General features: G+C 68.6%; 23 protein-coding genes. 7 read left to right on the top strand and 16 right to left on the bottom strand.

The features are described from left to right. Window positions 1-40 precede the first annotated feature (40 nt). The 3 genes from CH42_RS01975 to CH42_RS01965 form a co-directional block, all read right to left on the bottom strand. Window positions 41-1,105 carry an ABC transporter permease gene (locus CH42_RS01975; RefSeq protein WP_053351531.1) on the bottom strand — a complete coding sequence of 355 codons (1,065 nt, stop codon included), beginning with the start codon at window positions 1,103-1,105 and terminating at the stop codon, window positions 41-43. A gap of 65 nt (window positions 1,106-1,170) precedes the next feature. Next, entirely contained in the window at window positions 1,171-2,136 is a 966-nt protein-coding gene (locus CH42_RS01970) for an alpha/beta hydrolase (protein WP_053351530.1), read from the bottom strand. A 145-nt stretch (window positions 2,137-2,281) separates the two neighbouring features. Further along, a complete protein-coding gene (locus CH42_RS01965; RefSeq protein ID WP_053351529.1) occupies window positions 2,282-3,514 on the bottom strand; it encodes an MFS transporter in 1,233 nt (410 codons plus the stop codon). Window positions 3,515-3,629: 115 nt separating this feature from the next. On the opposite strand from CH42_RS01965, the gene CH42_RS01960 reads away from it, so the two are divergent. After that, a complete protein-coding gene (locus tag CH42_RS01960; RefSeq protein WP_053351528.1) occupies window positions 3,630-4,202 on the top strand; it encodes a TetR/AcrR family transcriptional regulator in 573 nt (190 codons plus the stop codon). Window positions 4,203-4,327: 125 nt separating this feature from the next. On the opposite strand, the gene CH42_RS01955 is transcribed toward CH42_RS01960, so the two are convergent. Both CH42_RS01955 and CH42_RS01950 read right to left on the bottom strand, forming a co-directional pair. After that, window positions 4,328-6,415 carry a YhgE/Pip domain-containing protein gene (locus CH42_RS01955; RefSeq protein ID WP_053351527.1) on the bottom strand — a complete coding sequence of 696 codons (2,088 nt, stop codon included), beginning with the start codon at window positions 6,413-6,415 and terminating at the stop codon, window positions 4,328-4,330. Next, window positions 6,412-9,216, bottom strand: a complete 2,805-nt coding sequence (locus CH42_RS01950) for an MMPL family transporter (RefSeq protein WP_053351526.1) — start codon at window positions 9,214-9,216, stop codon at window positions 6,412-6,414. The genes CH42_RS01955 and CH42_RS01950 overlap by 4 nt, the downstream gene beginning before the upstream one ends. 207 nt (window positions 9,217-9,423) lie before the next feature. On the opposite strand from CH42_RS01950, the gene CH42_RS01945 reads away from it, so the two are divergent. After that, window positions 9,424-10,077: a TetR/AcrR family transcriptional regulator gene (locus tag CH42_RS01945; protein WP_053351525.1), complete on the top strand. Its 654-nt coding sequence runs from the start codon at window positions 9,424-9,426 to the stop codon at window positions 10,075-10,077. Between the two features lie 119 nt (window positions 10,078-10,196). Here CH42_RS01945 and CH42_RS01940 read toward each other — a convergent pair whose 3' ends face one another. Beyond that, window positions 10,197-10,823 carry an FMN-dependent NADH-azoreductase gene (locus CH42_RS01940; RefSeq protein WP_053351524.1) on the bottom strand — a complete coding sequence of 209 codons (627 nt, stop codon included), beginning with the start codon at window positions 10,821-10,823 and terminating at the stop codon, window positions 10,197-10,199. Window positions 10,824-10,887: 64 nt separating this feature from the next. Here CH42_RS01940 and dcd point away from each other — a divergent pair, with 64 nt between their 5' ends. Beyond that, window positions 10,888-11,493, top strand: coding sequence for a dCTP deaminase (dcd, locus tag CH42_RS01935; protein WP_053351523.1), 606 nt, complete (start codon window positions 10,888-10,890; stop codon window positions 11,491-11,493). 20 nt (window positions 11,494-11,513) lie between these two features. Here dcd and CH42_RS01930 read toward each other — a convergent pair whose 3' ends face one another. Further along, a complete protein-coding gene (locus CH42_RS01930; RefSeq protein ID WP_053351522.1) occupies window positions 11,514-12,428 on the bottom strand; it encodes a helix-turn-helix transcriptional regulator in 915 nt (304 codons plus the stop codon). 150 nt (window positions 12,429-12,578) lie between these two features. On the opposite strand from CH42_RS01930, the gene CH42_RS01925 reads away from it, so the two are divergent. Then, window positions 12,579-13,601 carry a zinc-dependent alcohol dehydrogenase family protein gene (locus CH42_RS01925; RefSeq protein ID WP_053351521.1) on the top strand — a complete coding sequence of 341 codons (1,023 nt, stop codon included), beginning with the start codon at window positions 12,579-12,581 and terminating at the stop codon, window positions 13,599-13,601. Window positions 13,602-13,654: 53 nt separating this feature from the next. Here CH42_RS01925 and CH42_RS01920 read toward each other — a convergent pair whose 3' ends face one another. The 8 genes from CH42_RS01920 to CH42_RS01885 all read right to left on the bottom strand — a co-directional run bounded on the left by CH42_RS01920 (window position 13,655) and on the right by CH42_RS01885 (window position 18,484). Next, window positions 13,655-13,984 carry a DMT family transporter gene (locus tag CH42_RS01920; protein ID WP_053351520.1) on the bottom strand — a complete coding sequence of 110 codons (330 nt, stop codon included), beginning with the start codon at window positions 13,982-13,984 and terminating at the stop codon, window positions 13,655-13,657. Next, complete coding sequence (locus tag CH42_RS01915; protein ID WP_053351519.1) at window positions 13,981-14,388, bottom strand: DMT family transporter; 408 nt, start codon at window positions 14,386-14,388, stop codon at window positions 13,981-13,983. Before CH42_RS01915 ends, CH42_RS01920 begins: the two co-directional genes overlap by 4 nt. After that, the gene (locus tag CH42_RS01910) at window positions 14,385-16,385 is read right to left on the bottom strand and encodes a cytochrome c oxidase assembly protein (RefSeq protein WP_156322434.1); all 2,001 of its coding nucleotides are present in this window, start codon (window positions 16,383-16,385) and stop codon (window positions 14,385-14,387) included. The genes CH42_RS01915 and CH42_RS01910 overlap by 4 nt, the downstream gene beginning before the upstream one ends. A gap of 281 nt (window positions 16,386-16,666) precedes the next feature. Beyond that, a complete protein-coding gene (locus CH42_RS01905) occupies window positions 16,667-16,945 on the bottom strand; it encodes an HU family DNA-binding protein (RefSeq protein WP_053351518.1) in 279 nt (92 codons plus the stop codon). Window positions 16,946-17,205: 260 nt separating this feature from the next. After that, window positions 17,206-17,511 (bottom strand): 30S ribosomal protein S14, encoded by a 306-nt coding sequence (gene rpsN, locus CH42_RS01900; RefSeq protein ID WP_025134217.1) that lies wholly within the window; start codon window positions 17,509-17,511, stop codon window positions 17,206-17,208. Window positions 17,512-17,513: 2 nt separating this feature from the next. Further along, the gene (gene rpmG, locus CH42_RS01895) at window positions 17,514-17,681 is read right to left on the bottom strand and encodes a 50S ribosomal protein L33 (RefSeq protein WP_017884003.1); all 168 of its coding nucleotides are present in this window, start codon (window positions 17,679-17,681) and stop codon (window positions 17,514-17,516) included. After that, on the bottom strand, window positions 17,681-17,917 hold the full coding sequence (rpmB, locus tag CH42_RS01890; protein ID WP_053351517.1) for a 50S ribosomal protein L28: 237 nt from the start codon (window positions 17,915-17,917) through the stop codon (window positions 17,681-17,683). The genes rpmG and rpmB overlap by 1 nt, the downstream gene beginning before the upstream one ends. 150 nt (window positions 17,918-18,067) lie before the next feature. Next, on the bottom strand, window positions 18,068-18,484 hold the full coding sequence (locus CH42_RS01885) for a hypothetical protein (protein WP_053351516.1): 417 nt from the start codon (window positions 18,482-18,484) through the stop codon (window positions 18,068-18,070). A 34-nt stretch (window positions 18,485-18,518) separates the two neighbouring features. Between CH42_RS01885 and CH42_RS01880 the strand changes: the two genes are divergently transcribed. Beyond that, a complete protein-coding gene (locus CH42_RS01880; RefSeq protein ID WP_239683910.1) occupies window positions 18,519-19,343 on the top strand; it encodes an SGNH/GDSL hydrolase family protein in 825 nt (274 codons plus the stop codon). A gap of 5 nt (window positions 19,344-19,348) precedes the next feature. Here CH42_RS01880 and CH42_RS01875 read toward each other — a convergent pair whose 3' ends face one another. Next, a complete protein-coding gene (locus CH42_RS01875; RefSeq protein WP_075205192.1) occupies window positions 19,349-20,101 on the bottom strand; it encodes an SDR family NAD(P)-dependent oxidoreductase in 753 nt (250 codons plus the stop codon). A gap of 181 nt (window positions 20,102-20,282) precedes the next feature. Here CH42_RS01875 and CH42_RS01870 point away from each other — a divergent pair, with 181 nt between their 5' ends. Then, window positions 20,283-21,506, top strand: a complete 1,224-nt coding sequence (locus CH42_RS01870; RefSeq protein WP_239683909.1) for an MFS transporter — start codon at window positions 20,283-20,285, stop codon at window positions 21,504-21,506. Window positions 21,507-21,805: 299 nt separating this feature from the next. Then, on the top strand, window positions 21,806-25,648 hold the full coding sequence (locus CH42_RS01865) for an efflux RND transporter permease subunit (RefSeq protein WP_239683908.1): 3,843 nt from the start codon (window positions 21,806-21,808) through the stop codon (window positions 25,646-25,648). The last annotated feature ends 2 nt before the right edge of the window (window positions 25,649-25,650 follow it).

Below are 25,650 nucleotides of genomic sequence, written 5' to 3'. Positions count from 1 at the left end.
GGTGTGAACATCGTTGTTACATCGGGGAAGGTGAGAGAAGTCACTTGCGATTGCGGATGCGTCGCCACGACTCGAAGCTCACCGCGGCGAGCACGGCGAAGCCCATGATGGCGGGCTGCCAGTAGGCCGAAACGCTGTAGAGGTTGAGCGCGTTGGTAAGCACGGTGAGTGCGAGGACGCCGATCACCGAGGAGCTGATACCGCCGACACCGCCCGTGAGCGGCGTGCCGCCGATGATCACGGCCGCGATCGACATCAGCGCCCACTGCTGGCCGGCGGTGGGGTTACCGATACCCGAGATCGTGACGAGCAGCAGGCCCGCAATACCGGCGCAGAGGCCACCGATCGTGTAGACCGCGATGAGCACGCGGTTGACCTTGATGCCGGCGCGGCGGCTGCCCTCCTTGTTGCTGCCCACGGCGTAGATGTGCTGACCGAACAGCGTCTTCCGCATGACGAACAGGAGCACGATGATGCCAGCAACGAACACCAGGCTGGGGAACGCCACGCCACCGATCGAGAAGAGGCCGAGGTCGATCCAGCCCGCGGGGAGCATGGTGAGCGGGCGAGCATCGGTCGCGGCCCAGGTCAGGCCCATCACCACGGCTTGCGTGCCGAAGGTCGCCACGAATGGGTTGATACCGATCTTCGCGATGAGCACGCCGTTCACCGCGCCCACGACCACACCGATCACGAGTCCCGCAATGATGCCCGGCACGACGCCGGCCTGCAGCGAAATCGCCGCCGCAGCACAGCCCGAGGCCGCAGCGACCGCGCCGACCGAAAGGTCGAAGCCGCCCGACACGATCATGAGCTGCATGCCCAGCGCGATCACGCCGACCAGGGAGGCCTGCTGCAGAATGTTGAGCAGGTTCTCGGGCGACCGGAAGACCGGGTTGAGAATGCTCAGGATCACGACGGCGCCGACGAGCACTGCCAGCATGATGCGCTGCACCACCTCGGGGGCACTGCGCGGCCGAATGAAATCGATTACGGCGTTTGCCGCGGTCGCGGGAGCCGGGGTGCTGAGCGCCTCTGTCGGCGGGGCGTCATGCTCAGGCCCGGTTCCCTGCGCCGAAGGCGAGGAATGGACTTGGGTATTCATCGTTGACTACTCATTTCTTTCGCGGTCGGGGGGAGCGACGCGAAATGGTGGAACGGTGATCAGGGTCAGATTGCGACCCACTTGGGGGGAGCAGGCTCATCATTGAGTCGCCTGCGAATCTCCACGCCGAGTGCGGCCATGGCGTGGCGTGCACCGGGGAAGGGCGCGCGCAGCGTGAAGAAACCGTGGATTTGCCCGGGGGCATCGTGCAGCAGCACGTCGGTGCCGAGGCCGGCGAGCCGCAGCGCGTAGGCCATGCCTTCGCTGTACAGCACGTCGGCTCGGGCGAGCATCATGAGGGTGGGCGGTGCCGGGAGCAGGTCGTCATCGAGCAGCGGCGACGCGAGCGGCGACGTGCGCTGCTCGATATCCGGCACGTACTGGTCCCAGAACCACTGCATGCCCGCTGCGGTGAGCAGTAGCGTGCCCGGGTCATCCCGGTAGCTCTCGGACGACATCGACCCATCGAGTACCGGGTAAATGAGCACCTGCTGCTGAATCAGATCATCATCTTCGCGGGCGCGCCGCTGCACCTCAGCGGCAACCAGGTTGCCACCGGCGCTATCGCCCATGAGCACGAGTGGCAGCGTGACTCCGTTGGCCACGCGCTCAGCACCGTAGGCGTCGAGAAAGTCACTGACATCGTTGAGCGCGGTCGGAAACGGTGCCTCCGGCGCGCGGCGGTACTCGGGCATGACCACCGTGCACCCCGTCATGATCGCGAGTTCTCGGGCGAATCCGTCGTAGAAGTCGAGTTCTCCGTACACCCAGCCGCCGCCATGGATGTAGACAATCGTTCCGATGGATGCTTCGGCTGGAGCAAACTCGTGGACGGCCAGGCGGGAACCGTCTCGAACTGGGAAGGAACGCTCAATGCGGCTGCTCGTGAAATCCAGTTGGGAAAATGTGGAGTCTTCCGCGTGCGAACGCTGTCGCGCTTCGACCAGTGTGGTGGTCGAAGCCGTTCCGTTTCGGTGCTCGCGCACTCGCTCAAGCATCGCCTGCGAGGCGCTGTCTACCTGAGTCTTCATGTCGTTCCGCCTCATCGCGTGTGCAGCGCCGACTTTGGCGCCGTGCGCCGTCTTTAGCGCTGCTTTGAGGTTATTGCTGAACGTCGACTGTGAAGATATTCGGAACGGGAATGAATCAGTTGCATTATTCCCACACTGTGCACACTCAGTGTGTAGCAGCGAACTCCAGATCGCGCCTCGCATGCGCTCCTTGCGCCTTGCGTCCCCCCGCCGCAGGCGTGCAGAACACCGCGAGGAACACCAACACCATTGGTGCGAGCAATGCGCCGCGCAGCGTGATCTCTTCGCCGAGCAGCCCGAGCGCCGGCGGGCCCACCAGGAATGCCAGGTACCCAACGGACGCCGCAATCGAGACGCGCTTCGCCGAGTCCGGCCCCGAATCGCCCGCTGCGGAGAGGGCGACCGGGAAGCCGAGCGATGCCCCGAGCCCCCAGAAGACCACTGCGATGAGTGCGATGACCCAGTTGTCCACAAGCGATACGGTGAGCAGCCCCAGCGCCGCGAAGATCGCACTGACTCCGAGTACGGGGCCCCGGCCGAAACGCGTGACGAATGCGCCACCGAAGAAGCGGCCCACGGTCATGGCGGCGGCGAAGATTGCGTACATCGCCGACCCCCAGGCCGGGTCGAGATCGTGCCCATCGACCATGATGAGCGGCAACCAGTCGTTCGCGGTGCCCTCGGCCAGAGCGACCGCCAGCACGATCGCCCCGATCATGATCAGTCGGCGATCTTTCCAGACCGACGGCGTCTCCGCGGTCACGATCGACCCCGTCGCGGTCTCACGTTGAGCGGCGCCGCGCTGATGCCGCTTCGTGCGCCCCGTGGCCGTGGGAAGCAGCCCGATCGTCCCGCCAAACCCGACGAGCGCAACCACCCCGACGATGATCAGGTGCCAGAGCACCGGAAAGTCGTGTGCGGCCGCGGCGATCCCGATCGTCGCCCCAACCAGGGTTCCGAGGCTGAAGAATCCGTGCATTGCGGGCAGGAACGTGCCGCCGGTGGCGCGCTCCACTTCGGCGCCCTCGACATTCATGGCGATCTCGCTCACCCCCATGCCGAACCCGAACATCGCCAGTCCGATCGCCACGACGAGCGGCTGCCCGTGCACTGCACCGAGACCGATCGTCGGCATACAGAGCACGATCCCCACCATGCCCGCCGCGATGGTCAACCGGGCGCCGCAGCGCATCACCATTGGGCCGCCCGCAAGAATGCCGATCATCGATCCGGCCGACAGCCCGAAGAGCACGAAGCCCATGCCGGCCGTCGACGCGTCGAGCGCATCGCGAATCGCCGGGGTACGGGTGACCCACGAGGCCACACCGAGGCCCGGGATGAGGTACAGGATCGAGAGGGCGAACTGCCGTGCGCGCACTGGCGTGCTCCGTTTCTAGCGTGGTGCGGTATTGCGGGTGAATCCGGTGTCGGGTTCGTGCAGCTACACCCACATGTACGTCCGTACACATTTGGCGAGCTGTACGATAGTACACATGTCTGGTTCGGGATCGCAAGAACACGCCGAGCGCACGGTTCGGAGCGGTGAACGCCGCGACATCATCATCGCTGCCGCGCTCGACACGATCATCGAGCGCGGCGTGCACGGAACCAGCCATCGCGTCGTCGCCGACCGCGCCGGAGTGCCGCTCGGCTCAATGACCTACTACTTCTCCGGCTTCACGGAGGTCCTCGAAGAGGCGTTCTCGCTGCTGCAGCAGCGCATTACCGCCGAGCACCGGGAGCTGCTGGCGGCGGCAACATCGAGCGATGCCGCAATCGCCGCAATCGTCGCGCTCATCTCGGGCGACCGGGGCCCCAGCCCCGCACAGATGCGGGGGCTCGCAGAAATGTACGCCTACGCGAACCACAACGTCCGTGTCGCCGAGCTCAGCCGCGACTGGCTGTGCGTCACCGCTGAGACTCTGGCCGCCCACTTCTCGAGCGACGTCGCCGCCGGCATCGACGCGCTCGTCGAGGGCTGGAACCTGCACCGCGCCTTCGTCGGCGCCCCACCCAACGCGGCCATCGTGGAACGCGCGGTGCGCGGTCTGGTCGGCGCCGACTGACCCGAGTGCGTTGCGCGCCTCCTCAGTGAGAGATTCGGCTTCGGTGAGCGCTCTCGCCGCAATCGGCACAACCGAAGCCGAATCTCTCACCGACGCCGCGCTGTGCCACACTCAGCCGCACCCCACTACCGGGCGCGGCGCGCCCGCATCACCGCCAGGGCTGTGAGCGCCAACCCGAGCGCTCCCCAGAGGCCGAGGATCACCGCGGCGGTGCCGGCCGAACCGCCGCCCGTCGCGATCGATTGGAATCCCGAGAGCGCCGACCCGAGCGGGCTGAAGTCGCCCACTGCGGCGAGCACGCCCGGCACCGTCGACACGATGCCCACGGCGAAGGCGACGACGAGCAGCGCGAACGCGATGAAGCGGCCGAGCCCGCCGAGCAGCGCCGAGAGCCCCTGCACCATGAGGGCGAACGCGATGCCGGCGAGCAGCGCGAAACCGAAGAACCGGGCACCCTGACCGAGGTCGTAGCCGAGTGCGATCGGCAGCACGATGCCCGCGAGCGCACCCTGCACGGCGCCGAGCGCGAGCGCCGGCAGCGCGCTGCGCAGCGTGATGTATCCGACTCCTCGAGCGGCGTCGCGGGTGCGGCGCCACAGCGGTGCGAGCACGAGGAATGCCGCGAGCGCGCCCGCCCAGAGCGCGATGCCGGCGAACAGAGGTACCCCTGATGCGTTGAAGAGTTCGTCGCTGCCGCCCTCGGCGGTCACCGGGGTCGCCGCCGTCTTCGCGAGCTGCTCGCGCTCGGCGTCGGTGGTCGTCGGCACCTGGTCGGCGGCCGTGTCGAGTCCGCTCGCGAGGTCGCCGGCGCCGTCGGCAAGCTTCGCGCTGCCGTCGGCGAGTTCGGAGGTGCCCTCGGCGAGCTGGGTCGCGCCGTCGGCGAGCTGTGGTGCGTTGGCCGCGAGCTCGGACGTTCCCGCGCTCAGCTGAGACGCACCGTCGGCGAGCTGGGCTGCGCCCGAGGTGAGCTGGCCGCCCTGCGCGGCGAGCTGACTGATGCCGGTGCCGAACTGGTCGAGCCCGGCCGTGAGCTGGGCGAGCTGGGCGCTCGCGTCTGCCGCGGAAGCCCCGCCCATCTGATCGGAAGCGCCCTGCAGCACCGTCGACAGGCCCGTGGCCCCGTCCCCGGCCGTCGTCACGCCCGCGCCAATGGCCTCGGCGTGACCCTGCAACTGTTCGCCGAGCCCCTGGCAGTAGACGAGATTGCCGGTATCGGTGATGCACTTCGTCACGATGGGTTCGATATCGCCGGCGAACGATCGCACACCGGCCCCCGCAGACGTGAGACCGTCTTGCAGTTGCGCGGTGGGCTCCTTGGTCGCCGCCTGCATCTGTCCGAGTCCGGCGATGACTCCCTGCAGTTGTTGCACAGCAGTGGTCGCCCCAGCCTGCAACTGCGGGTACGCGTCGGCCAACTGCTGCGCCCCGGCGACGTACTGCCCGACACCCGACGACAGCTCGCCGGCGCCCGACGACAGCGTGCCCGCTCCGGTGGCCAGCTGCTGCGTGCCGTCGGAGAGCTGCTGCGTGCCGTCGGCCAGTTGCGTGGCCCCGTCGTCGAGCTGCTTCGCGCCGTCGGTGAGCGAGTTGGTGCCGGTGGCGAGCTGGGCGGCGCCGTCTACGGCGTCGGTGATACCGTCGCCGAGGGTGTTGAAGCCGACGTACACGCCGTCGATGAACTGCTCGCCGAGCTGCTCGTTCAGCACTCGCGTCGCGGTCTGGGTCACGATGTTTGAGAGCGCCGTGTCGATGAGGCGGCCGCGGTGACTCTCGGTCACATCGATGCGCGCCTGCGTCGCGTCGGCCGGGTCGCCTGAGAGCGAGGTGGCGTCGGCCGAGAAGCTCTTCGGAATGGTGACGACCGTCGCGTACCGCCCGTCGGCGACCCCGGCTTCGGCGTCATCGGCGTCGGTGAGCACCCACGTGAAGTTGGTGGCATCAGAGTCAGCATCGGAATCAGAGCGAGAACCCGAACCCGCCTCGCCGATCAGCTCGCCGGCGAGCACGCGCCCGAGCGGCACGGTCTGCCCGTCGAGTTCGACCGCCTGATCGAGGTTCACGACGGCGGCGGTGACGTTCTCGAGGCGCTCGGTCGGGTTCCACAGCCCCCAGAGCAGCACGCCGGCAACGGTGAGCGGCACGAGCAGGATGCCGAGCAGCGTCGTCCAGCGCACCGGACGGTCGGTCTTCAACCGGGTGAGTGCGGCGGTCATCGTGCGGTCCTTTCGGTGGCGGTGCTGAGCGAGGCGGGGGCGGTGCTGTGAAGCGCGCGCGCAGGCGGTGCGGGATCGCCCGGCCGCACCAGCTCCACGCCCGCGGGCAGCACGCGTTCGGCCAACGCGGCCTCTCCGACGACCACCACGGTGACCTCGGGCACGACGCCCCGAGCGGCCGACGCCGACTGCGCGGCGAGTGCCGAGCGCATTCCGTCGACGATCGGCAACGGCACGACGGCTTCACCCGCCTCTCGCAGGTCGAGTACGAGTACGGCCGGGCGATCCTGCAGCGCAGTGCGCAGCGTGGCGGGGGTCGCCCACGCCGATCGCGCCCGCAGCGACGCGGCCCGTTCGGGCAGCAGGAGCCCGGCGACCTTCACGGTGCCCGCGACGATCGCACCGCGCCCGGTGAGGGCTTCGGCGAGCGGCAGCGCGAGGGCCGCGGTGTTCGGCGTGCGGGCATCGCGCGGGTCGAGCAGCAGCGCCTGGCCGCCGGCGACGCGCAGGTCGGGCACGGCGATGTTGCCGGGCAGCAGCAGGCCGTCGGCCGCGACGCGAGCCTGCGGCAGGTCGGCGGGCCACTCGGCGTGGGCGATCTCGCGGGCGAGCCCCTCGCCCTCGACGTCGAACGACGGCAGCACGCGGTTGAGCCAGCGCGGCATGCGCCACGCACGATCGCCGAGCAGCGCGAGCACGGCGGGCACCAGGGTCATGCGCACGATGAACGCGTCGACGGCGACGCCGACCGCGAGCCCGAGCGCAATCACCTTGATGCTCGGGTCGCCCTCGGGCACGAAGGCCGCGAACACGGCGAACATGATGAGGGCCGCGGCCGTCACCACCTTGGCGCTGCCCACGAACCCGCGGCGAATCGCGGTCTGCGCGTCGGCCCCGTGCACGTATTCTTCGCGGATGCGCGACACCAGGAACACCTCGTAGTCCATCGCCAGCCCGAACAGCACGCCCATCAGAATGATCGGCATGAAGCTCAGCACCGGCCCCGTCGCGTGCACGTTGAGCGCGTCGCCGAGCCAGCCCCACTGGAACACCGCGACGACCGCGCCGAACGCGACACCCACCGAGAGCAGGTACCCGAGCGTCGCCTTGATCGGCACCCACACGGAGCGGAAGACCATGGCGAGCAGGATCAGCGAGAGTCCCACCACCAGCACGCCGAAGGGCAGCAGCGCCTCGCCCAGCAGGTTCGACACGTCGATGCCGACCGCCGTGAAGCCGGTCACCGCGAGGCTGACGCCGTACTTCTCGAGCCACTCGTCATGGTGCGCGCGCAGCTCGGCGACGAGCGCCGATGTGCTCTCGACCTGCGGCCCCTCCTCGGGAGTGACCTGGATGATGCCGGTATCAGCGTTCTGGTTCGGGGTCGCGAGCGGCACATCGGCGACGCCCGGGATCGCGCGAACCTCGTCGGCGAGATCGTCCATGAGCCCGAGCGGGTCGTCGCTGGTGATGATCGAGCCGGTGAGGATCAGGGGGCCGTTGGCCCCCTCCCCGAAGTGCTCACCGGTGAGTTCGTAGGTGACACGCGCCGGGTCGGTCTCTTCGAGCGTCTCGGCGCCCGGCAGGGCGAGGCGCAGTTGCGTCATCGGAATCGCCGCGACACCGAGCACGACGAGGACCGCGAGAATCGTGGCGACCGGTTTCGCGGTCACGCCGCGCACCCACCCGCTGAAGAAGCGATCGGCGCGGGTCGGCTGGTGGGCGGTGCGCACGGGCTTCTCGATCGTCTCGCCGGCGGCGAGCGCGGCGCGCTGCTTCTTCGGCAGAATGCGCATCCCCGCCATCGCGAGGATGGCCGGAGTGAGCGTGACGCCGATGAGCACCGCGACAGCCACACCGGCGGCCGCGGCGACGCCGAGCGCGGTGAGGAACGGAATACCCGCGACCGAGAGGCCGAGCAGGGCAATGATCACGGTGAGGCCGGCGAACACCACGGCCGAGCCGCTCGTCGCGGTGGCGCGCGCGATCGATTCGGTGACCCCGAGGCCCGAGCGCAACTGCTCCTGGTGTCGACTCACGATGAAGAGGGTGTAGTCGATGCCGACCGCGAGGCCCAGCATGAGCGCGAGCATCGGCGTGGTCGAGGTCATCTCGGCGAAGGCCGTCGTGATGAAGAGGCCCGCGATGGTGACGCCGACGCCCAAGATCGCGATGATCAGTGGCATGCCGGCCGCGACGAGGGAACCCAGCGTGAAGAGCAGCACGATGAAGGCGACGACGACGCCGATCGCCTCGGTCGCCGTGAACCCGGGAATCGAGACGGAAAAGACGTCGCCACCGTACGAGACCTCAGTACCGGCGGGCAGGTGATCCTGCAATTCGCTCGTCGCGTGCTCAATGCCCGTCTTCGTGGCATCGGGCACGTCGCTCTGCGCGTCGGCGATCTGAATCGTGAGCAGCGCGGCGCGACCGTCATCGCTGAGGCCCGCAGCCGCCTGCTCGGCGAATGGGAACGACACGGCGTTGACGTGGGGCAGGTCCTCAAGCTCATCGGCGGCATCGGTGATCGCCTGCTTATAGGGCGCCGCGTCGACGCGGTCGCCGTCGGGTGCGACCACGATGATCGTCGCGCTGGTGCCGCTCACCTCGGGGAAGGTGCGCGAGAGGGTGTCGATCGCCTCTTGCGACTCGGTGCCGGGAATGGTGATGGGGGCGTTGGCGCCCTGCGAGAAGAGGCCCGCGCCGACGCCGAGCACGGCGAGCACGGCGATCCAGAGCGCGAGAACGAGCCACTTGGCGCGGGTGGCCCAGAGGCCGATCGCGTGCAGCAGAGTGGACATGCGGGTGAGTGCCTTTCGTCGCGGCGGCGCCCGAGACGCACGACGGCTGCGCGAGCAAGCCGCCGTGCCCCCTCGCGCGGTCTCGATACAGTGATGCATCGAGCGTTCGATACACGAGTGTATCCGATTCGATACACTGATGTATGCAGTTCTCTCTCAGGCTATGCTCGGCATGCTGATGGCACTCGACGGAAGGAGGGCGACGCGATGAGCACCACCCCGCAGCAACCGCCGACCGCGCGCCGCCGCGAAACGCGCACGCGCCTGCTCGACGCCGCGGCTGACGTCTTCGCTGAGGTCGGCGTGCAGGCGGCCGCCGTCGAACAGATTTGCGCGCGCGCCGGCTTCTCGCGCGGCGCCTTCTACTCGAACTTCTCGTCGAAGGAGCAACTCTTCCTCGCACTCCTCGAGCGCGAATTCGACCGCCGCGTCGTCGAGGTCGAGGCCACGATCGCCGAACTCACGCCCGCGCTCGAGCAGCTGCAGGGCAAGATCGATCCAGAGCAGGCCGCCGAGTACATCACCCGCTTCATCGCACCCGAGCAGAACGCGCCGCAGTGGTTCATCCTCGAGAACGAGTTCGCGCTGATGGCCATGCGCGACCCCGAGATCGCGCCCGGCTACATCGCACTGCTCGACCGGGCCACCGAAAGCTTCGCCGCACTCGTCGAGGTCGCGATCGCCGCCGCCGGGCGCCGCTTCATCTTCCCGGCCGACCGCACCACCGAGATCATCGACGGCATGTGCGACCGCGCCGTGCGCATCACCGTGCTCGAGGGCGAGGATCACCCGCGCGGCATCACAGCTCTGCCCCACCAGATCGGCGAGCTGCTCTTCGCGGTGACCGAGCCGATCGGCTGAGTACGGCGCTACTGCGCTACCTGCGACCGGGGTCACTTTGGGAGTGTGTTGCAGCCTCCGCACCCTCCGAAAGTGACCCCGATACGAGAGTGGCGGGCGGCGGAGCGGCGGCGCGGGCGTCAGCCCGCTGCGACCGACGCGCCCAGCGCGGACGCCTCGTCGCGGGCACGAGCGAAGTCGGCAGCGGCCCAGTCGGGGCCGAGCTCGGGGATCATCTCGGCCAGCGTGCGGCTCGTGCCAACAACGTGCACGTCCATGCCGAACGCCGTTCCGAAGAGGTGGGCGAGCGGCTTCGTCACAAACTCCTCGACCCCCGACTCGAGCGGCCCGCCCTGCGCGGTCGCGATGATCACCGGGCGGCCGGCGAGCGGCAGCGCTGAGTCGGCCCACGACGAAGTCACGCCGGGAACGTGTACGAGATCGATCCACGCCTTCAACGTCGACGGCATTGCGTAGTTGTACATCGGCGCACCGATCACCACCGCATCGGCGGCGAGGAGTTCGGTGATGAGGTGATCCTGCACCGACTGCGTCGCAGCCGCCAGCGCGGCACCGCCCCGCAGTGACTCGGGCCAGTGTTGCGCGCGCTGCGCGAGGTGCGGCGGCGGATCCAGGTGCAGGTCGCGGTGCACCACCGCGAAGTCGTCGCCCCGCGCCGTCCACGCATCGGCAACGGCCCGGGTGAGCGCGCGGGTGCGCGAGGCCTCGTCGGCGATGGCTCCGTCGAGCTGCAGCAGTGTCGGCATTGCGGCCCCTTCCGTGGGTGTCGAGACGAGACTATCTGCACCCACCACCCCGTAGAATCGTCCTGTGCTGCTCTCAGATCGCGACATCAAAGCCGAACTCGAATCGGGGCGCATCGGCCTCTCGCCGAGCGAGCCGTCGATGGTGCAGCCGTCGAGTGTCGACGTGCGGCTCGACCGCTACTTCCGCCTCTTCGACAACCATAAGTACGCGGTGATCGATCCTGCTGAAGAGCAGCCCGAACTCACCCGACTCATCGAGGTCGACCCCGCCGAGGGCTTCATTCTGCACCCGGGCGAATTCGTGCTCGGCTCGACATACGAGCAGGTATCTCTTCCCGACAACATTGCGGCGCGTCTCGAGGGCAAGAGCTCACTGGGTCGCCTCGGCCTCCTGACGCACTCGACCGCCGGCTTCATCGACCCGGGGTTCGAGGGGCACGTCACTCTCGAGCTCTCCAACGTCGCGACACTGCCGATTCGCCTGTGGCCCGGCATGAAGATCGGTCAGCTGTGCTTCTTCCAGCTGTCGTCGGCGGCCGAGCGCCCCTACGGCTCGGGGGCGACCTTCTCGCGCTACCTCGGCCAGCGCGGCCCGACGGCGTCGCGCTCGCACCTCAACTTCCACCGAGCCGACGTCACCGCGACCGAGGCCGGAGCGCCCGGGGCGTAAGGACCGCTCCGCTCCGCGGATTACGCGCGCGACGCCGCGCCGTCTGACTCGCCGCCGAAACTCGCGACGACGTCCAGCTGCCCCTGCGCAGCACCCCACGACGCCAGCAGCGCCAACCGCTCGGCCGAGGGCGACCCCGGTTCCGCCGTGTACACCAGCATCACGTTTCCCGGCTCCGCAGTGACGGCGAGCTCCTCGTAGGCGAGCGTGAGCTCCCCGACGATCGGGTGCACGAACCGCTTCGTTCCCGTGCCGTGCGTGCGCACGTTGTGCGCGGCCCAGAGCGCGCGGAACGTTTCGCTGTGCGTGGAGAGCTCCCCGACAAGGTCTTGCAGCGCGGAGTCATGGGGATCCCGCCCCGCCTCCGAGCGCATGATGCCGACGCACATCTCGGCGAAGAGCTCCCAGTCGGGATAGAACTCGCGGGCCGCCGGGTCGAGAAACTGGAACCGGGCCAGGTTCGGCGTGCGCCCACCGTCGCCGATCACCGGGGAGTAGAACGCGCGGCCGAGCGCATTCACCGCAATGAGATTCTGTCGAGGATCGCGAACGAATGCCACGCTCTCGCTCATCGCGTCGAGCGCCCACTGCAGGCTCGGGCGGGGCTGCGCCGGTCTCACCGGTCGGCGACGCGCGCGCCCACTGGTCGGAATGCCATCAGCGGCACGCGCCAGATCGAGCAGGTGCGCGCGCTCCGTATCGTCGAGTTGCAACGCACGCGCCAGCGCATCGAGCACCGACGCCGATGCCCCCGCGATCGCGCCCCGCTCGAGCTTCGCGTAGTACTCGACGCTGACACCGGCCAGCCCCGCGACCTCGCTGCGACGCAGACCGGCGACGCGACGATTCGGGCTGATGGGCAGGCCAGCCGCATCCGGCGTGAGGCGGGCGCGCCGACTCATCAAGAATTCGCGCACCTCGGCTCGGTTGTCCATGCGAGCAGGCTAGTCGAAATGTCGGCGGTGAACCGTACCCTGCCAGTACACCCTCCACCAGAGACTCCCGCGCACGCAGGCCTGCGCGGGAGTATGGACGGGTTCAGTTGCGCCGACCTCTCAGGCGGCCACATTGCAGAAGGAGTTTCCATGCGCGGTGTCATCATGCACGCCCCCGGCGATGTTCGTGTCGAAAATCGCGAGCGCCCCACGATCGTCGAACCGACCGATGCCATCATCAAGGTCTCGGCATCCTGCATCTGCGGGTCCGATCTGTGGCCCTACCGCGGCGCAGAGCCCGTTGATCACTCGCCGATGGGGCACGAATACGTTGGCGTCGTCACTGAGATCGGTGCCGATGTGCGCACAATCGCCGTGGGTGACTTCGTGGTCGGTTCATTCTTCGCTTCCGACAACACGTGCGACATCTGCCTGGCGGGCTACCAGACGCACTGCGTGCACCGGCAGCCGGGCGCCCCGACCGGAGCGCAGTCAGAGTACGCGCGCATTCCCCTTGCCGACGGCACGCTCGTCGCGACGCCCGGGCAACCCCACCCCGAACTCATCCCCTCGCTGCTCGCCGCATCCGACGTGCTCGGCACCGGCTGGTTCGCGGCGGTCGCCGCAGAGGTCGGCCCCGGCAAGACGGTCGCGGTCGTCGGTGATGGCGCCGTCGGGCTGCTCGGCATTCTCGCCGCGCAGCAGCTCGGCGCCGAACGCATCATCGCGATGTCGCGTCACGCCGACCGGCAGGCCCTCGCGCGCCGCTTCGGCGCGACCGACATCGTCGAGGAGCGCGGTGAAGCGGGGGTGGCACGCATCAAGGAACTCACCGGCGGGCTCGGCGCGCACAGCACGATCGAAGCGGTGGGCACTCAAGAAGCCATGCAGCAGGCAATCCGAGCAACTCGAGCCGGGGGCCACGTGGGCTTCGTCGGTGTCTCCCACGATGTCTCGCTCGAGGGCCGCGAGCTCTTCTTCTCAGGCGTGCACCTGCACGGCGGCCCGGCACCCGTGCGCCGTTTTCTGCCCGAGCTGATCCAGCTCATCTGGGACCGCAAGATCGACCCGGGCGTCGTGTTCGACCTGACGCTGCCGCTCGAAGAAGCCGCCGAAGGCTATCGAGCGATGCACGAGCGCCGCGCGACGAAGGTGCTGCTCACCACCAACTAGACAGCTCGCGGTTCGTGGGTGCGGTGTGGCGGGTACGCCGGTGCGCCGCACCCTCAGTGCGCGGCGCCGAGCTCCACGAGCAACACGCCCACACCGATGAGCACGATGCCGGCGCCCATCACCCAGGTCAGCGGCTCCTTGTAGATGAACTTGCTGAGCACCGCGGTCAGCGCAACGCCGACCGCCGCCCAGATGCCGTAGGCGACGCCGAGTGCCATCCCGAGCTGCAGCGTCAGCGACAGCATCACGAATGCGGTCAGGTACCCGGCGACCACCACGATGTACCAGCGGCGCTTCGGGCGCTCACCGGTGGTTGCCGCGCGCAGCGACAGCGAGGCCGAGACTTCGCTCAGGATCGCGATCACCAGTGTCACCCACATCATGCGGCCGCCCCCTCGCCCGAATCGGCGCCGGCTGCATCAGCACGGGCCGCATCGGCCGCTGCACGCGCCGCCTTGCGGTGCGCCGCCTGCGACCCCAGCTCGACGAGCAGCACGCCACCGATGATCAGCACGATGCCGGCGCCCATAAGCGCGGTGAACGGTTCATGGAAGATCACGGTCGACAGACTCGCGGTCAGCGCGACCCCCGTCGCACCCCAGATGCCGTAGGCAACGCCAAGCGCCATCCCGAGCGACAGTACCTTGCCAAGGCACACGAACGATCCGACGTACCCGACGGCGACCACGATGTAGAGGGCCGGGTGATCCAGCGCCGCCTTCAAGCTCATCGAGCCCGTGACCTCAAGCGCGATGGCCCCCGCGAGAAACAGCCAGGCCCGACTCATCGGCGCCGCTTCATCGGCCGCGCGTCGCGCACGGCCTGCTGCGCCAGCATTTCGTTGTACGCATTGAGTTCGGCGTCTCCCGAGCGATCAGCCGCGCGGTCCTTGCGCTTCTGCTCTTTCTCGTCGCTGCGCGACCACTGAATCGCGACGATGAGCGCGAGCGCGAGCGTCGGCAGCTCGCCGATTCCCCACGCGATGCCACCGCCGGTCGACTGGTCTTCGAGCGGCGGCGCCCCCCAGGTGCGTCCCATCGCGCCGTACCAGTCGGCGAGCAGCAGACCGTCGCCGGTCATGATCGTCACTCCGAAGAACGCGTGCGACGCCATCGTCGCGAACAGCGTCACGATGCGCAGCGGGTAGGGGAATCGGTAGGGCACCGGGTCCACGCCGATCATCGACAGGTTGAAGAGGTAGCCCGAGATGAGGAAGTGGATGATCATCCACTGATGCCCAAGATGCTCCTCGGCCGCCCAGCGCGCGATTGGCGTGAAGTAGAAGACCCAGAGCGACCCCGAGAACATGACCGCAGCAAACGCGGGATGCGTGACCACCTTTGAGAACGGGGTCTGCACCGCCCAGAGAATCCATTCGCGGCCGCCCCACGAGCCATCGGAGCGCTTGTGCGTCGCCCGAAGTGCGAGCGTGACCGGAGCTCCGAGCACGAGGAAGAGCGGGATCAGCATCGTCAGCATCATGTGCCCGAGCATGTGCACGCTGAACAGGTACTGCTCGTACGCGTTGAGCGCACCGTTCGTCGTGTAGGCGAGCAGCAGGATGCCGAGAATCCAGGCCGTCGTGCGCCCCGCCGACCAGCGGTCTCCGCGGCGGGCCAGACGGATCACCGCGAGCAGGTACATGCCGATGCCGAAGGCGCAGACGAGCGCCCACAGCAGGTCGAACTTCCACTCGGTCAGGTAGCTCAGCGGGGTGAGTTCGGGGGGCAGCGGGTCGCCCGTGAGCCACTCGGCCGGGCCGATGCCGCCCGGCTGATCCCGCACCGGCTCGAGCGCGACCGGCGTCGCCGTGCGCCCGAGAGCGCCCGCGATGCCGCTCGCGACACCGAGCACGGCGAGCTCGCAGACGACGAACCAGGCGAACGGCCGCAGCCCATTCGCGGAGTTCGCAATGCGCGGGATCAAACGCGTACGCTGCAGCGCACCAAACGCACCGAGCACCACGAGCGAGCCGGTCTTCAGCAGCACGAGCTGGCCGTAGCCGGTGCCGAAGAGCGCATCCCACGTGCCGACGCGCAGCCAGGCGCTGACGACACCCGACGCAGCCACACCAATGAACGCGAGCAGCGCGAGGCTCGAGTAGCGCTCGGTCAGCGCAGCCAGACGCCGATGATCGACCGTCTTGGCGATGATGATGAGCGTCAGTAGACCGCCGAGCCACACGGCCGCGCCCACGATGTGCACGAGCAGCGCATTGACCGCGGCACCGTGGCCCGAAGCCCCGGCCGCGTGGCCCTGCTGCGCGAGCGGCAGCGCCGTGGCGAGGGCGGCGACGAGCACCACGAGCGTGAGCTTGCGGCCGCGCACCGCGAATGCGAGCACCGTCGTGATCGCGGCGAGCAGCAGTTCGAGCAGCCAGAACTGGCCGAGCTCGATTTCCGTCAAGAACTGCGCCAGGCCCGCGCCGAAGGTGGCGTCACCCGAGAACGGCTGGCTCGACACGTCCATGTAGGTGAAGAGAGTCGCTGCCGCACTGGCCACGGTGAGCACGGCGGCGGATCCCGCGGCGAAATCCATCGCCACACGCGTCTCGGGGCGATCGCTCGCGAACACCCACACGGCCATCACGACCGAGCCGATGAGCCCGGCCATCGCAACGTTGACGAGCGTGCGCGTGATCGGCAGGCCGAAACGCACGATAGCGCCCGGGTCGGCGAGCGCGCGCTCTGCCGCCGCCCCGCCGATGGCGAGGCCGAGCCAGAGTGCCAGCAGAGTCACCCCGAGGAGTACAGCTGGGGCAAGGATGCGGACGTAACGGGGCACCCGCCTAGCCTACGCGCTGCGCGGTGTGAGCTCGGTCGATGGGGGCGCCTTCGCCGCCGCGCGTCGGCTGCCTCCCGCGCGCTTGCCTCCCGCTCGCCGCCTCCCGCTCGCGAGATGACCCCTTTCTTGCGAGGTACGGTGTGATTCACAGGTCACCTCGCAAGAAAGGGGTCATCTCGGGATTGCTTTGGGGCTGCCTCGGGTCCCCGCCCCGCCCTGCGCTCCCTCAAACGACAGCACCCCCGGCCGCAATGCGACCGGGGGTGCTGAGGAAGACGAGGTTACTTGACCGCAGCCTTGAGCTTCGAGCCAACCGACACCTTGACGCGCTTGCCAGCGGGGATGTCGATGGTCTCGCCGGTGCGGGGGTTGCGGCCGGTGCGAGCAGCGGTGGTCGCGGTCTCGAACGAGATCCAGCCGGGGATCGAAACCTTGTCGCCCGAGGCAACGGTCTCGGAAACAGCGGAGAACAGTCCGTCGATCACGCTGGAGACGGCGGCCTGGCTCTGGCCGGTCTCGGCAGCGATCTTGGCGACGAGCTCGGTCTTGTTGAGTGCCATGTTGTTTCCTTCCAAGGCGATGAACCGAAATGGTCATGCCTCTAGATCTTGGTTCTGGTACCCCTCCGAATGGAGGGTCCGATCGAATGATCGGTTCGAATCTACCCCAATTCGGCGGAATGATGCGGAACTTCGGTCGGAAATTCCCCAGGGAGATGCCATAGGGCGTCAATTTCGCCCCCAGCGGACGCCCGCCCGGCCCGCAAACGCGAAACGGCCGCGGATCCCGACGGATCCACGGCCGTTTCTGCAAGGAGTGCTTACCAGCTCGACTTGGTGATACCGGGCAGCTCGCCACGGTGCGCCATGTCGCGGAAACGCACACGCGAGACGCCGTACTTCGTCAGCACGCCACGGGGGCGGCCGTCGATGACGTCGCGGCTGCGCACGCGCACCGGCGAAGCGTTGCGGGGCAGCTTCTGCAGGCCCACGCGAGCGGCTTCGCGGCTCTCGTCGGTCCCGTTCGGGTCCACGAGGGCCTTCTTCAGCTCGAGGCGCTTCTCCGCATAGCGGGCAACGATCGCCTGACGCTGCTTGTTCTTCGCAATCATGCTCTTCTTCGCCATGATTAACGCTCCTCTCGGAACTCGACGTGCTTGCGGATGACCGGATCGTACTTCTTGAGCACGAGGCGGTCGGGGGTGTTGCGACGGTTCTTCTTGGTCACGTAGGTGAACCCGGTGCCGGCCGTCGAACGGAGCTTGATGATCGGACGTACGTCCTTATCCTTCGCCATTAGAACTTCACCCCGCGCTTCTGCAGATCAGCGATGACCGACTCGATGCCACGGGCATCGATCAGCTTGATGCCCTTGACCGACAGGGTGAGCGTCACCTTGCGGCCGAGTGAGGGCACGAAGTAGGTCTTCTTCTGGATGTTGGGATCGAACCGACGCTTGGTGCGACGGTGCGAGTGCGAAATGTTGTGTCCGAAGCCGGGAACGGCGCCGGTCACCTGGCACACTGCTGCCATGATGTTTCCTCTCATACCGTGAGACCGGACGGCCTCACCCAAGATTTCTTGTCTGCACAAGCCTGCGTCGCGACCGGGGATCCGGTCTCGCTGCGAGAGCTCGCGCGGTCTGTGCACTGGGACGGCGCACAGCCAAAGATCGAGCTTAGCTCACGTCAGCGCGTGTCGCAAGCTCGAATCCGCGGATCGGGCGCGGGTGCGCGCCCCCGTGAACCAGGCGAGCCCCGCGGCGATGCCGAGCGCCGCGACGACGATCAGCAGGATCGCCCAAACGTTCGCCTGCATCACCCAGATCAGGTAGGCCACGAGCGGTGACTCGCCAACGAGCGCACCGAGCCCGGCACCGAGACCCGCACCAACCGAGCTCTGCCGGCCCCAGTGCGAGCCGAGTGCCGCGCAGAGGCCCGCGATCGCACTGCCCAGCACGATGGGAACAAGGAGGTACAGGATCGCGTAGACCAGACTCCAGGGTGCGGTCACGCTCGGAATAAGCGCGAGCGCGAGCAGCACGACCGCAATGACGACGCTCAGGATCACCAGCGCGAGCGGCAGCGGCAGGCGTCTCATGTGCGTTCCCCTCTTGGCGGCGTAAGCTGACGACGTGTCACAGCTCCACGAGATCGACCCTACTGCTGCGAGCAGCTCAGACGCACTGATCCGCTACGTCGCGATCGGCGACAGCTTCACCGAGGGCGTCGGCGATGAGCAGCCCGACGGCAGCGTGCGCGGGTGGGCCGATCTGCTCGCGCAGGGCATCGCCGACGCCACGGGCACGGCCATCGACTACGCGAATCTCGCAATCCGTGGGCGTCTGCTCGGCCCCATTCTGGCCGAGCAGCTCGAACCGGCCCTGGCCCTCGGCCCGACAATCGTCACGTTCAACGGGGGCGGCAACGACATGCTGCGCCCCCGCACCGACATCGCCTGGATCATGCGCGAGACTGAGCGCGCGCTGCTGCGCATTCGCGAAGCTGGTGCCGAGCCGATTCTGCTCGCCGGGGCCAACCCGACAGCGGGCTTGCCGAGCGGTCAGCGCGTGCGAGTCAAGGGTGACGAGATGGTGCGATCCGCCAAGATTCTGGCCGAACGGCTCGGGGTGCGCGTCGCCGACAACTGGAGCGATGCCGAGCTCACCGGCCGCCAGTACTGGTCGCCTGACCGCCTGCACCTCGCTCCGGTCGGGCATCACCGGGTGGCGTCGAACGTGTTGCGCGCACTGGGGTACTCGGCCCCGAGCGACTGGGTGGTCACGGCCGATCCGATCCCGCGCCCGACCCGGCGGGATCAGCTGCTCTACACCCGCGAACACGTGGTGCCCTGGGTGCAGCGTCGACTCACCGGTCGTTCGAGCGGCGACGGGCGCACAGCGAAGTATGCGGAGTGGACCCGCATCGAGCCGCGCTCGACGACGCCCGACGCGGCGTAGCGCGCCTACGTCGCGAGGTACCCGCCCTCGACCGGAATCGATGCGCCGGTGATGTAGCCGGCGCCGGGCGACGCGAGGAAGCGGACGGCGGCGGCCACGTCGGCGGGCTCCGCGATCCGGCCCAGTGGAATCGCCGCGGCGACGCGCGCTGCTGCGGCATCAGGATCATCGAGCCCGTCGAGCCACTCCTGATACAGCGGCGTGCGCGTCATGCCCGGAGTGACCGAGTTGACGCGGATGTTGTACGGCGCCAGATCGACCGCAGCTGCCGTCGTGAAGGCGTGCATCGCCCCCTTGGTGGCGCTGTAGATGCCCATGGTCGGCACGCCGATGCTGGCAAGTCGCGATGTGATGTTGATGATCGCGCCGCCGTCGCCCTGCGCGCGCATCTGCCGGGCGGCGGCGAGCAGCAGCTTCATCGCGGCGAACGTGTTGGTCTCGAAGAGCGCGACGATCTCGTCGTCTGCGACCTCGAGCAGGTCTTTCGTGTGGTCGATGCCGGCATTGTTGACGAGTACATCGAGACGCCCCGCTTCGGCCACGGCCCCGGCGACGAGGCGCGCCGCCGCACCCGCTTCGGTGATGTCGGCCGCGATGAAATGTACGCCGTCGCCCAGGTGCGCAGCCACCTCGTCGCCGCGCTGCTGCGAGCGGCCCGAGATCACCACTTCGAAGCCGTCCGCGCGCAGGTGGCGGGCGATCTCGATGCCGATGCCAGAGGTGGCACCCGTGACGAGGGCGACGGGGGTGTGCGTCATGTCTACTCCTTCGAGGGGTCGCCGGCGACGCGATCGACCCGATGCCAGCACGGTACCAGCCGGAATGCGACCACAGCGCACCACCGCGCACGGCGTCGAGACCCGCGGGCGCGTTGCGGAGTGATACGCTCCGCTCGGGCCCTCCGCACGGCGTGCCCGGCAGATGAGACGAGGAGCAGCGGTGAGTGCAGTGAGCGGAAACGGGCGGTTCGCGAACGGGGCCTCGGCGGCGCTCGCTCTTGCCGGTTTGCTGTTGGTCGCGGGCAACCTGCGCGCGGCGCTCACGTCGGTGGGGCCGATCCTCGACCTGCTCGAGAGCTCGCTCGGTCTCACCTCGTTCGCGGCATCGATGCTCATCAGCCTGCCGCTGCTGGCGTTCGCCGGTATCTCGCCCATCGTGCCGACGATCGCGGCTCGCGTCGGGCTCGAACGCCTACTCGGCGGCAGCATGGCGCTGCTCACCGTGGGCATCGTGGTGCGCTCGATCGGCGGTGTCTGGCTCTGGGTGGGCACCATTGCGCTCGGGATCGCGATCGCCGCGATCAACGTCGCCCTGCCGTCGCTGGTAAAGCGCGACTTTCCGCACCGCATCGGGCAGGTCACAGGCGCGTATTCGGTCGTGCAGTCGCTCTTCGCCGCCATCGCCGCGGGTGTGTCAGTGCCGCTCGCCGAATCGTCGGCTCTGGGCTGGAGGCTCTCGCTCGGCATCTGGGCCGGGTTCGCGCTGCTCGCGCTCGCCGTGCTCATGCCGCGCATCCTGCGCGCCGAGTCGCCGAGCGCGGCGGCCCCGAGCACCCCGATCGAACTTCCCGGCGGCGGCACCTCGCACGATCGTTTTTCGCCGTGGCGGTCGGGCCTGGCCTGGCAGATCACCGCGTTCATGGGGCTGCAATCGATCGGGTACTACATCTTGATCACGTGGATGCCTTCGGTCGAAGCCGCGTCGGGCATCACGCCGACCGCTGCGGGGGTGCACCTGCTCATCATGAACGCGGTCGCCATCATCGGCAGCACCGTCTGCTCGGCGTTGATCCCCCGACTGCGCGATCAGGCGCTGCTGAGCGCGATTCCGGGCGTGCTGTTCATCGGCACCGCGCTCGGCCTCGCATTCGCGCCCGCCTGGGGTGCCGTGTGGGCCGGGCTCGGGGGCCTCGCGGGCGGCATGGCGATCGTGCTGGCGCTCTCGTTCTTCGGGCTGCGCACGCACCACCACCGTCATGCGGCAGCCGTCTCGGGCATGGCGCAGGCCGTCGGGTACCTCGGCGCCGCCGTGGGCACCCCCATCATCGGCCTGCTGCACGACGTCACCGGCTCATGGATGCCGGCTCTCTGGACGCTCGGCGTGCTCGGCGCCGCACTCATCGGCTTCGGGCTGCAGGCCGGCCGCGACCGCTACGTGCGGTAGGGCCGGGCCGCCTCGACCCGCGGAGCGGGGTCAGTTTGGGAGGGTGCGTCGCCTGCGGCACCCTCCCCAACTGACCCCGCTGCCATGGGGGCGGATGCGACCGGGCGGGCGTGACCACACCCTTCCGGGTTTCCCGAATCATCCGGGAGGACGACCCGAATGGTACTGCGGGACGATGCCCGCGCCCGCGCGACCCGACAAGCTGAAAGGGTCGATCACGCCGCTCGGCCGCGTTCCGGGTGGCGACCTCCGAGCCGCGCGCCCGCTTCGGCGCCGCGCAGCCTCAGCCGAAAGCGTTCATGTCGTTCCTCACGCGCACTAGCCTCAAGAATCGCCTCATCGTAGGCCTGACCACCCTTGCGATCGCCGTGCTCGGCCTCGTCTCGATGGGCTCGCTCAAACAGGAGCTGATGCCGTCGATGCAGGTGCCGATGGCGTTTGTGTCTGCGCAGTCGCAGGGGCTCGCGCCTGAAGAGATGGCGAGCAGCGTCACCGAGCCGATCGAACAGGCCGTGCGCGGGGTGCCGGGGGTGACGGGTGTGACCTCGTCGACGTCGAGCGGCGACGCCCAGATCACCGTCGAGTGGACGTTCGGCGAAGACGACGAGGAGACGCTGCGCACCATTCGCAGTGCCGCCGAGGCGCTGAAGCCGAGCTTCCCGTCGGGTACCGAGCTGCAGGTGATGTCGGGCGGCGCCGACGACATTCCCGCGATGATGTTGAGCGCCGGCACGACCGGCGATCAGGAGACCTTTGGCGACGCGCTCGCGCAGACCGTCGTGCCGGCACTGCAGGCCGTGAACGGGGTGCGCACGGTCACCCTCGCGGGCCAGGAAGCGCACCGCATCATGATCGATCTGCGCGCCGCCGACGTCACCCGGTTGAAGGTCGAGCCGTCGACCCTCGGGCCGATTCTCGAGGCCCACGGCGCCGCACTGCCGGCCGGGCAGGCCGACTCGGCCGAGGGCCCGATCTCCATCACCGTCGGCTCGCGCCTCGCAACGCTCGAAGACATTCAGAACCTCCCCGTGCCGACCGCCGACGGCGCAGTCAAGATCTCCGATTTCGCCGACGTCTCGACCGAGGCCGTGCCGGCGCAGACCATCTCGCGTGTCAACGGCAACCCCTCGCTGACGCTGCAGATCACGCCGGCACAGGGCGCGAACGTCGTCGAAATCTCACACGGCGTCAATGCCGAGCTCGATCGCCTCGCCCCGACGCTCGACGCCGAGTTCGTCACGATCTTCGATCAGGCGCCGTACATCGAACAGTCGATTCACGACTTGTCGGTCGAGGGCGGGCTGGGCCTGCTGTTCGCCGTGCTCGTGATTCTCGCGTTCCTGTGGTCATGGCGATCCACCATCATTGCGGCGATCTCGATTCCGCTCTCACTGCTCATCACGCTCATCGGGCTCTGGTGGAGCGGCAACACCCTCAACATCCTCACCCTGGGCGCACTCACGATCGCGATTGGCCGCGTCGTCGACGACTCCATCGTGGTGATCGAGAACATCAGCCGGCGACGGGGCGACGGGCCGTTGACGGTCGAGGGCGTGGTCGCCTCGGTGCGACAGGTCGCCGGCGCGATCACCGCGTCCACACTCACCACCGTGGCGGTGTTCCTGCCGATCGCGTTCGTCTCGGGCATCGCCGGGCAGCTCTTCCGCCCCTTCGCCGTGACGGTGTCGATCGCGCTGATCGCCTCGCTCGTCGTCGCGCTCACCATCGTGCCGGTGCTCGCGTACTGGTTCTTGAACCGAGCACGGGCGGCGGATCCTCAGCCCACCATCGAAGCCGCCCCCGACCAGGCGACCGCGCTCGCCGACACCGCAGTGCTCACCGCACCCGCGGGCGACGTCACCGCTCCTGCCGCCGTGCCGTCGGAACTCGATGAGATCCACACCGAGCCCGACCGCCTGCAGCGCACCTTCATGCCCGCGCTCAGCGCGACCCGCCGCCACCCGGTGATCACCCTGATGGTCTCGGGCCTGCTGCTCGTCGCGACGCTCGGCATGACCGCGTTCATTCAGACCGATTTCCTCGGCTCCTCAGGCCAGGAGAGCCTGCAGCTGACACAGACCCCGCCGAAGGAGGCTGCCGACGATCTGGTCGCCGCGGCCGAACCCGTCGAGCAGGCGCTCGGCGAGATCTCGGGAATCGCCGACGTGATGACGTCGATTCCGGTGCCGACGCCGGGCACCCCGTCGACGATCAGCTACGACCTGCAGCTCACCGATGGCGCCGATGTCTCCCAGGTGGAATCGCGGGTGCAAGATGCGCTCGATGCGCTTCCCGATGCCGGCGAAGTCGCGCTGGCCTCTCAGGATGCGTTCGTCTCAGGTGCCGGCGACGGCATCGCGCTGCAGATTCAGGGCAACGACCCCGAGGCGCTGCGCAAGGCGAGCGATCTACTCGAAGAGCGCCTCGCCGACGCGAAGGGCGTGCGCTCGATCAAGAGCGAGCTCGCCGGCGAGCAGCCGGTGATGCGCATCAAGGTGGACGAAGATCAGGCCGCGCGACTCGGCTTCGACCGCGCCACCATCGCGAAGTCGGTGCAGGAGGCGCTGGCCGGCTCCACGGTCGGCACCCTGATGTACGAGGGTCAGGAGCGCGACATCGTCGTGCGCACGCCCGGCGCCACGCGCACCGCCGAAAAGCTCGGCGAAATTCTGTTGCCCGTCACGGCGCAGCAGACCGCGGCAGCCCAGAAGGCCGCTGCCGATGCACTCGAAGCGCAGGCCAAGGCGAAGGCCGAAGAGGCGCAGGTCAAGGCCGAGAACGATCTGGCCACGCAGATCGCCGACGCCACGAATCAGCGCGCCGAGCTCGTCGGGCAGATCGGTGAGCTCAACGCGCAGCTCGCCGCCCTGTCAGCCGCACCCATCGTGCCCGAGACCCCGCTCAGCCCGGAAGACGAGGCCGCTGTTCAGGCGCAGATGGACCGTGCCGAGCAGCTCGCCGGGCTGCAGGGCGCGATCGAAAGCGCTCAGGCCGGCATCACCGGCATGGACGAGCAGATCGCTGCGCTGCGCGATGCGCAGAGCGAAGCGGCCACGCAGCAGGCCGAAGCCGAAGCCGCTGAGGCCGAGCAGAAGGCTGCGGCTGAGATCACCGGCACCGCGATTCCGCTCTCGGCCATCGCCACGGTCGAGGAAGAGCTGACCGCACCGACGATCACCCGCGCCGACGGCGAGCGCCAGGTCACGCTGACGGTGACGCCGCGAGATGGCCAGCTGGCCGTCGCGAGCCTCTCCATCGACGAAGCGATCGCCGACACCGATCTGCCGGCCGGCGTCACGTTCGAGCAGGGCGGCGCTTCGGCCGAGCAAGATGAGGCGTTCGGCCAGCTCGGACTCGCCATGCTCGGCGCGATCATGCTCGTGCTGCTCGTCATGGTGGCGACGTTCCGCAGCTTCCGCGGGCCCCTCGTGCTGCTCATCTCGATCCCGTTCGCAGCAACCGGGGCGATCCTCGGCCTGCTCATCACCGGCACCCCGCTTGGCCTCCCGGCCCTCATCGGTCTGCTGATGCTCATCGGCATCGTCGTCACCAACGCGATCGTGCTCATGGACCTCATCAACCGTCTGCGCGAGGCAGGCGCCGGGCTTGACGAGGCCGTGGAGCACGGCACACGCCTCCGCTTGCGCCCCATCCTCATGACGGCCGCGGCGACAGTGTTCGCGCTGATTCCGATGTCGCTCGGCCTGACCGGCGGAGGCGTGTTCATCTCGAAGCCGCTGGCGATCGTGGTGATCGGCGGGCTCATCTCGTCGACGCTGCTGACGCTCATCCTCGTGCCGATTCTCTACACGCTCATCGAACGCCGCCGTGAGCGCAAGCTCGCCAAGCGGGCCGAGCGCCGGGCACGCCGAGACGCGCAGCGCGCGGAGCGTCGTGCCGACGACGCTGGGGCTCCGGCCGAGGCACGCGAAGCGCAGCTGTCGTTTGCCGCCGATCGCCGGTCGGCGAAGCTGGAGGCACGTGCGGCGAAGGCCGACGCGAAGGCGGCGAAGCGCGAAGCGCGGACTGCCGCTCAGGCGGAGCGGCGTGCCGCGAAAGGCGGCGGGGCGACTGCCGCCGAGGGGCCGGAGGCTCCTGGCGCCTCAGATGCGCCGGACGCCCCGCAGCCGCCGACGCAGTAGGC

The organism is Leucobacter musarum subsp. musarum (genome assembly GCF_001273845.1).
GTDB lineage: Bacteria > Actinomycetota > Actinomycetes > Actinomycetales > Microbacteriaceae > Leucobacter > Leucobacter musarum.
This window is presented reverse-complemented; position numbering and strand designations above follow the sequence as displayed.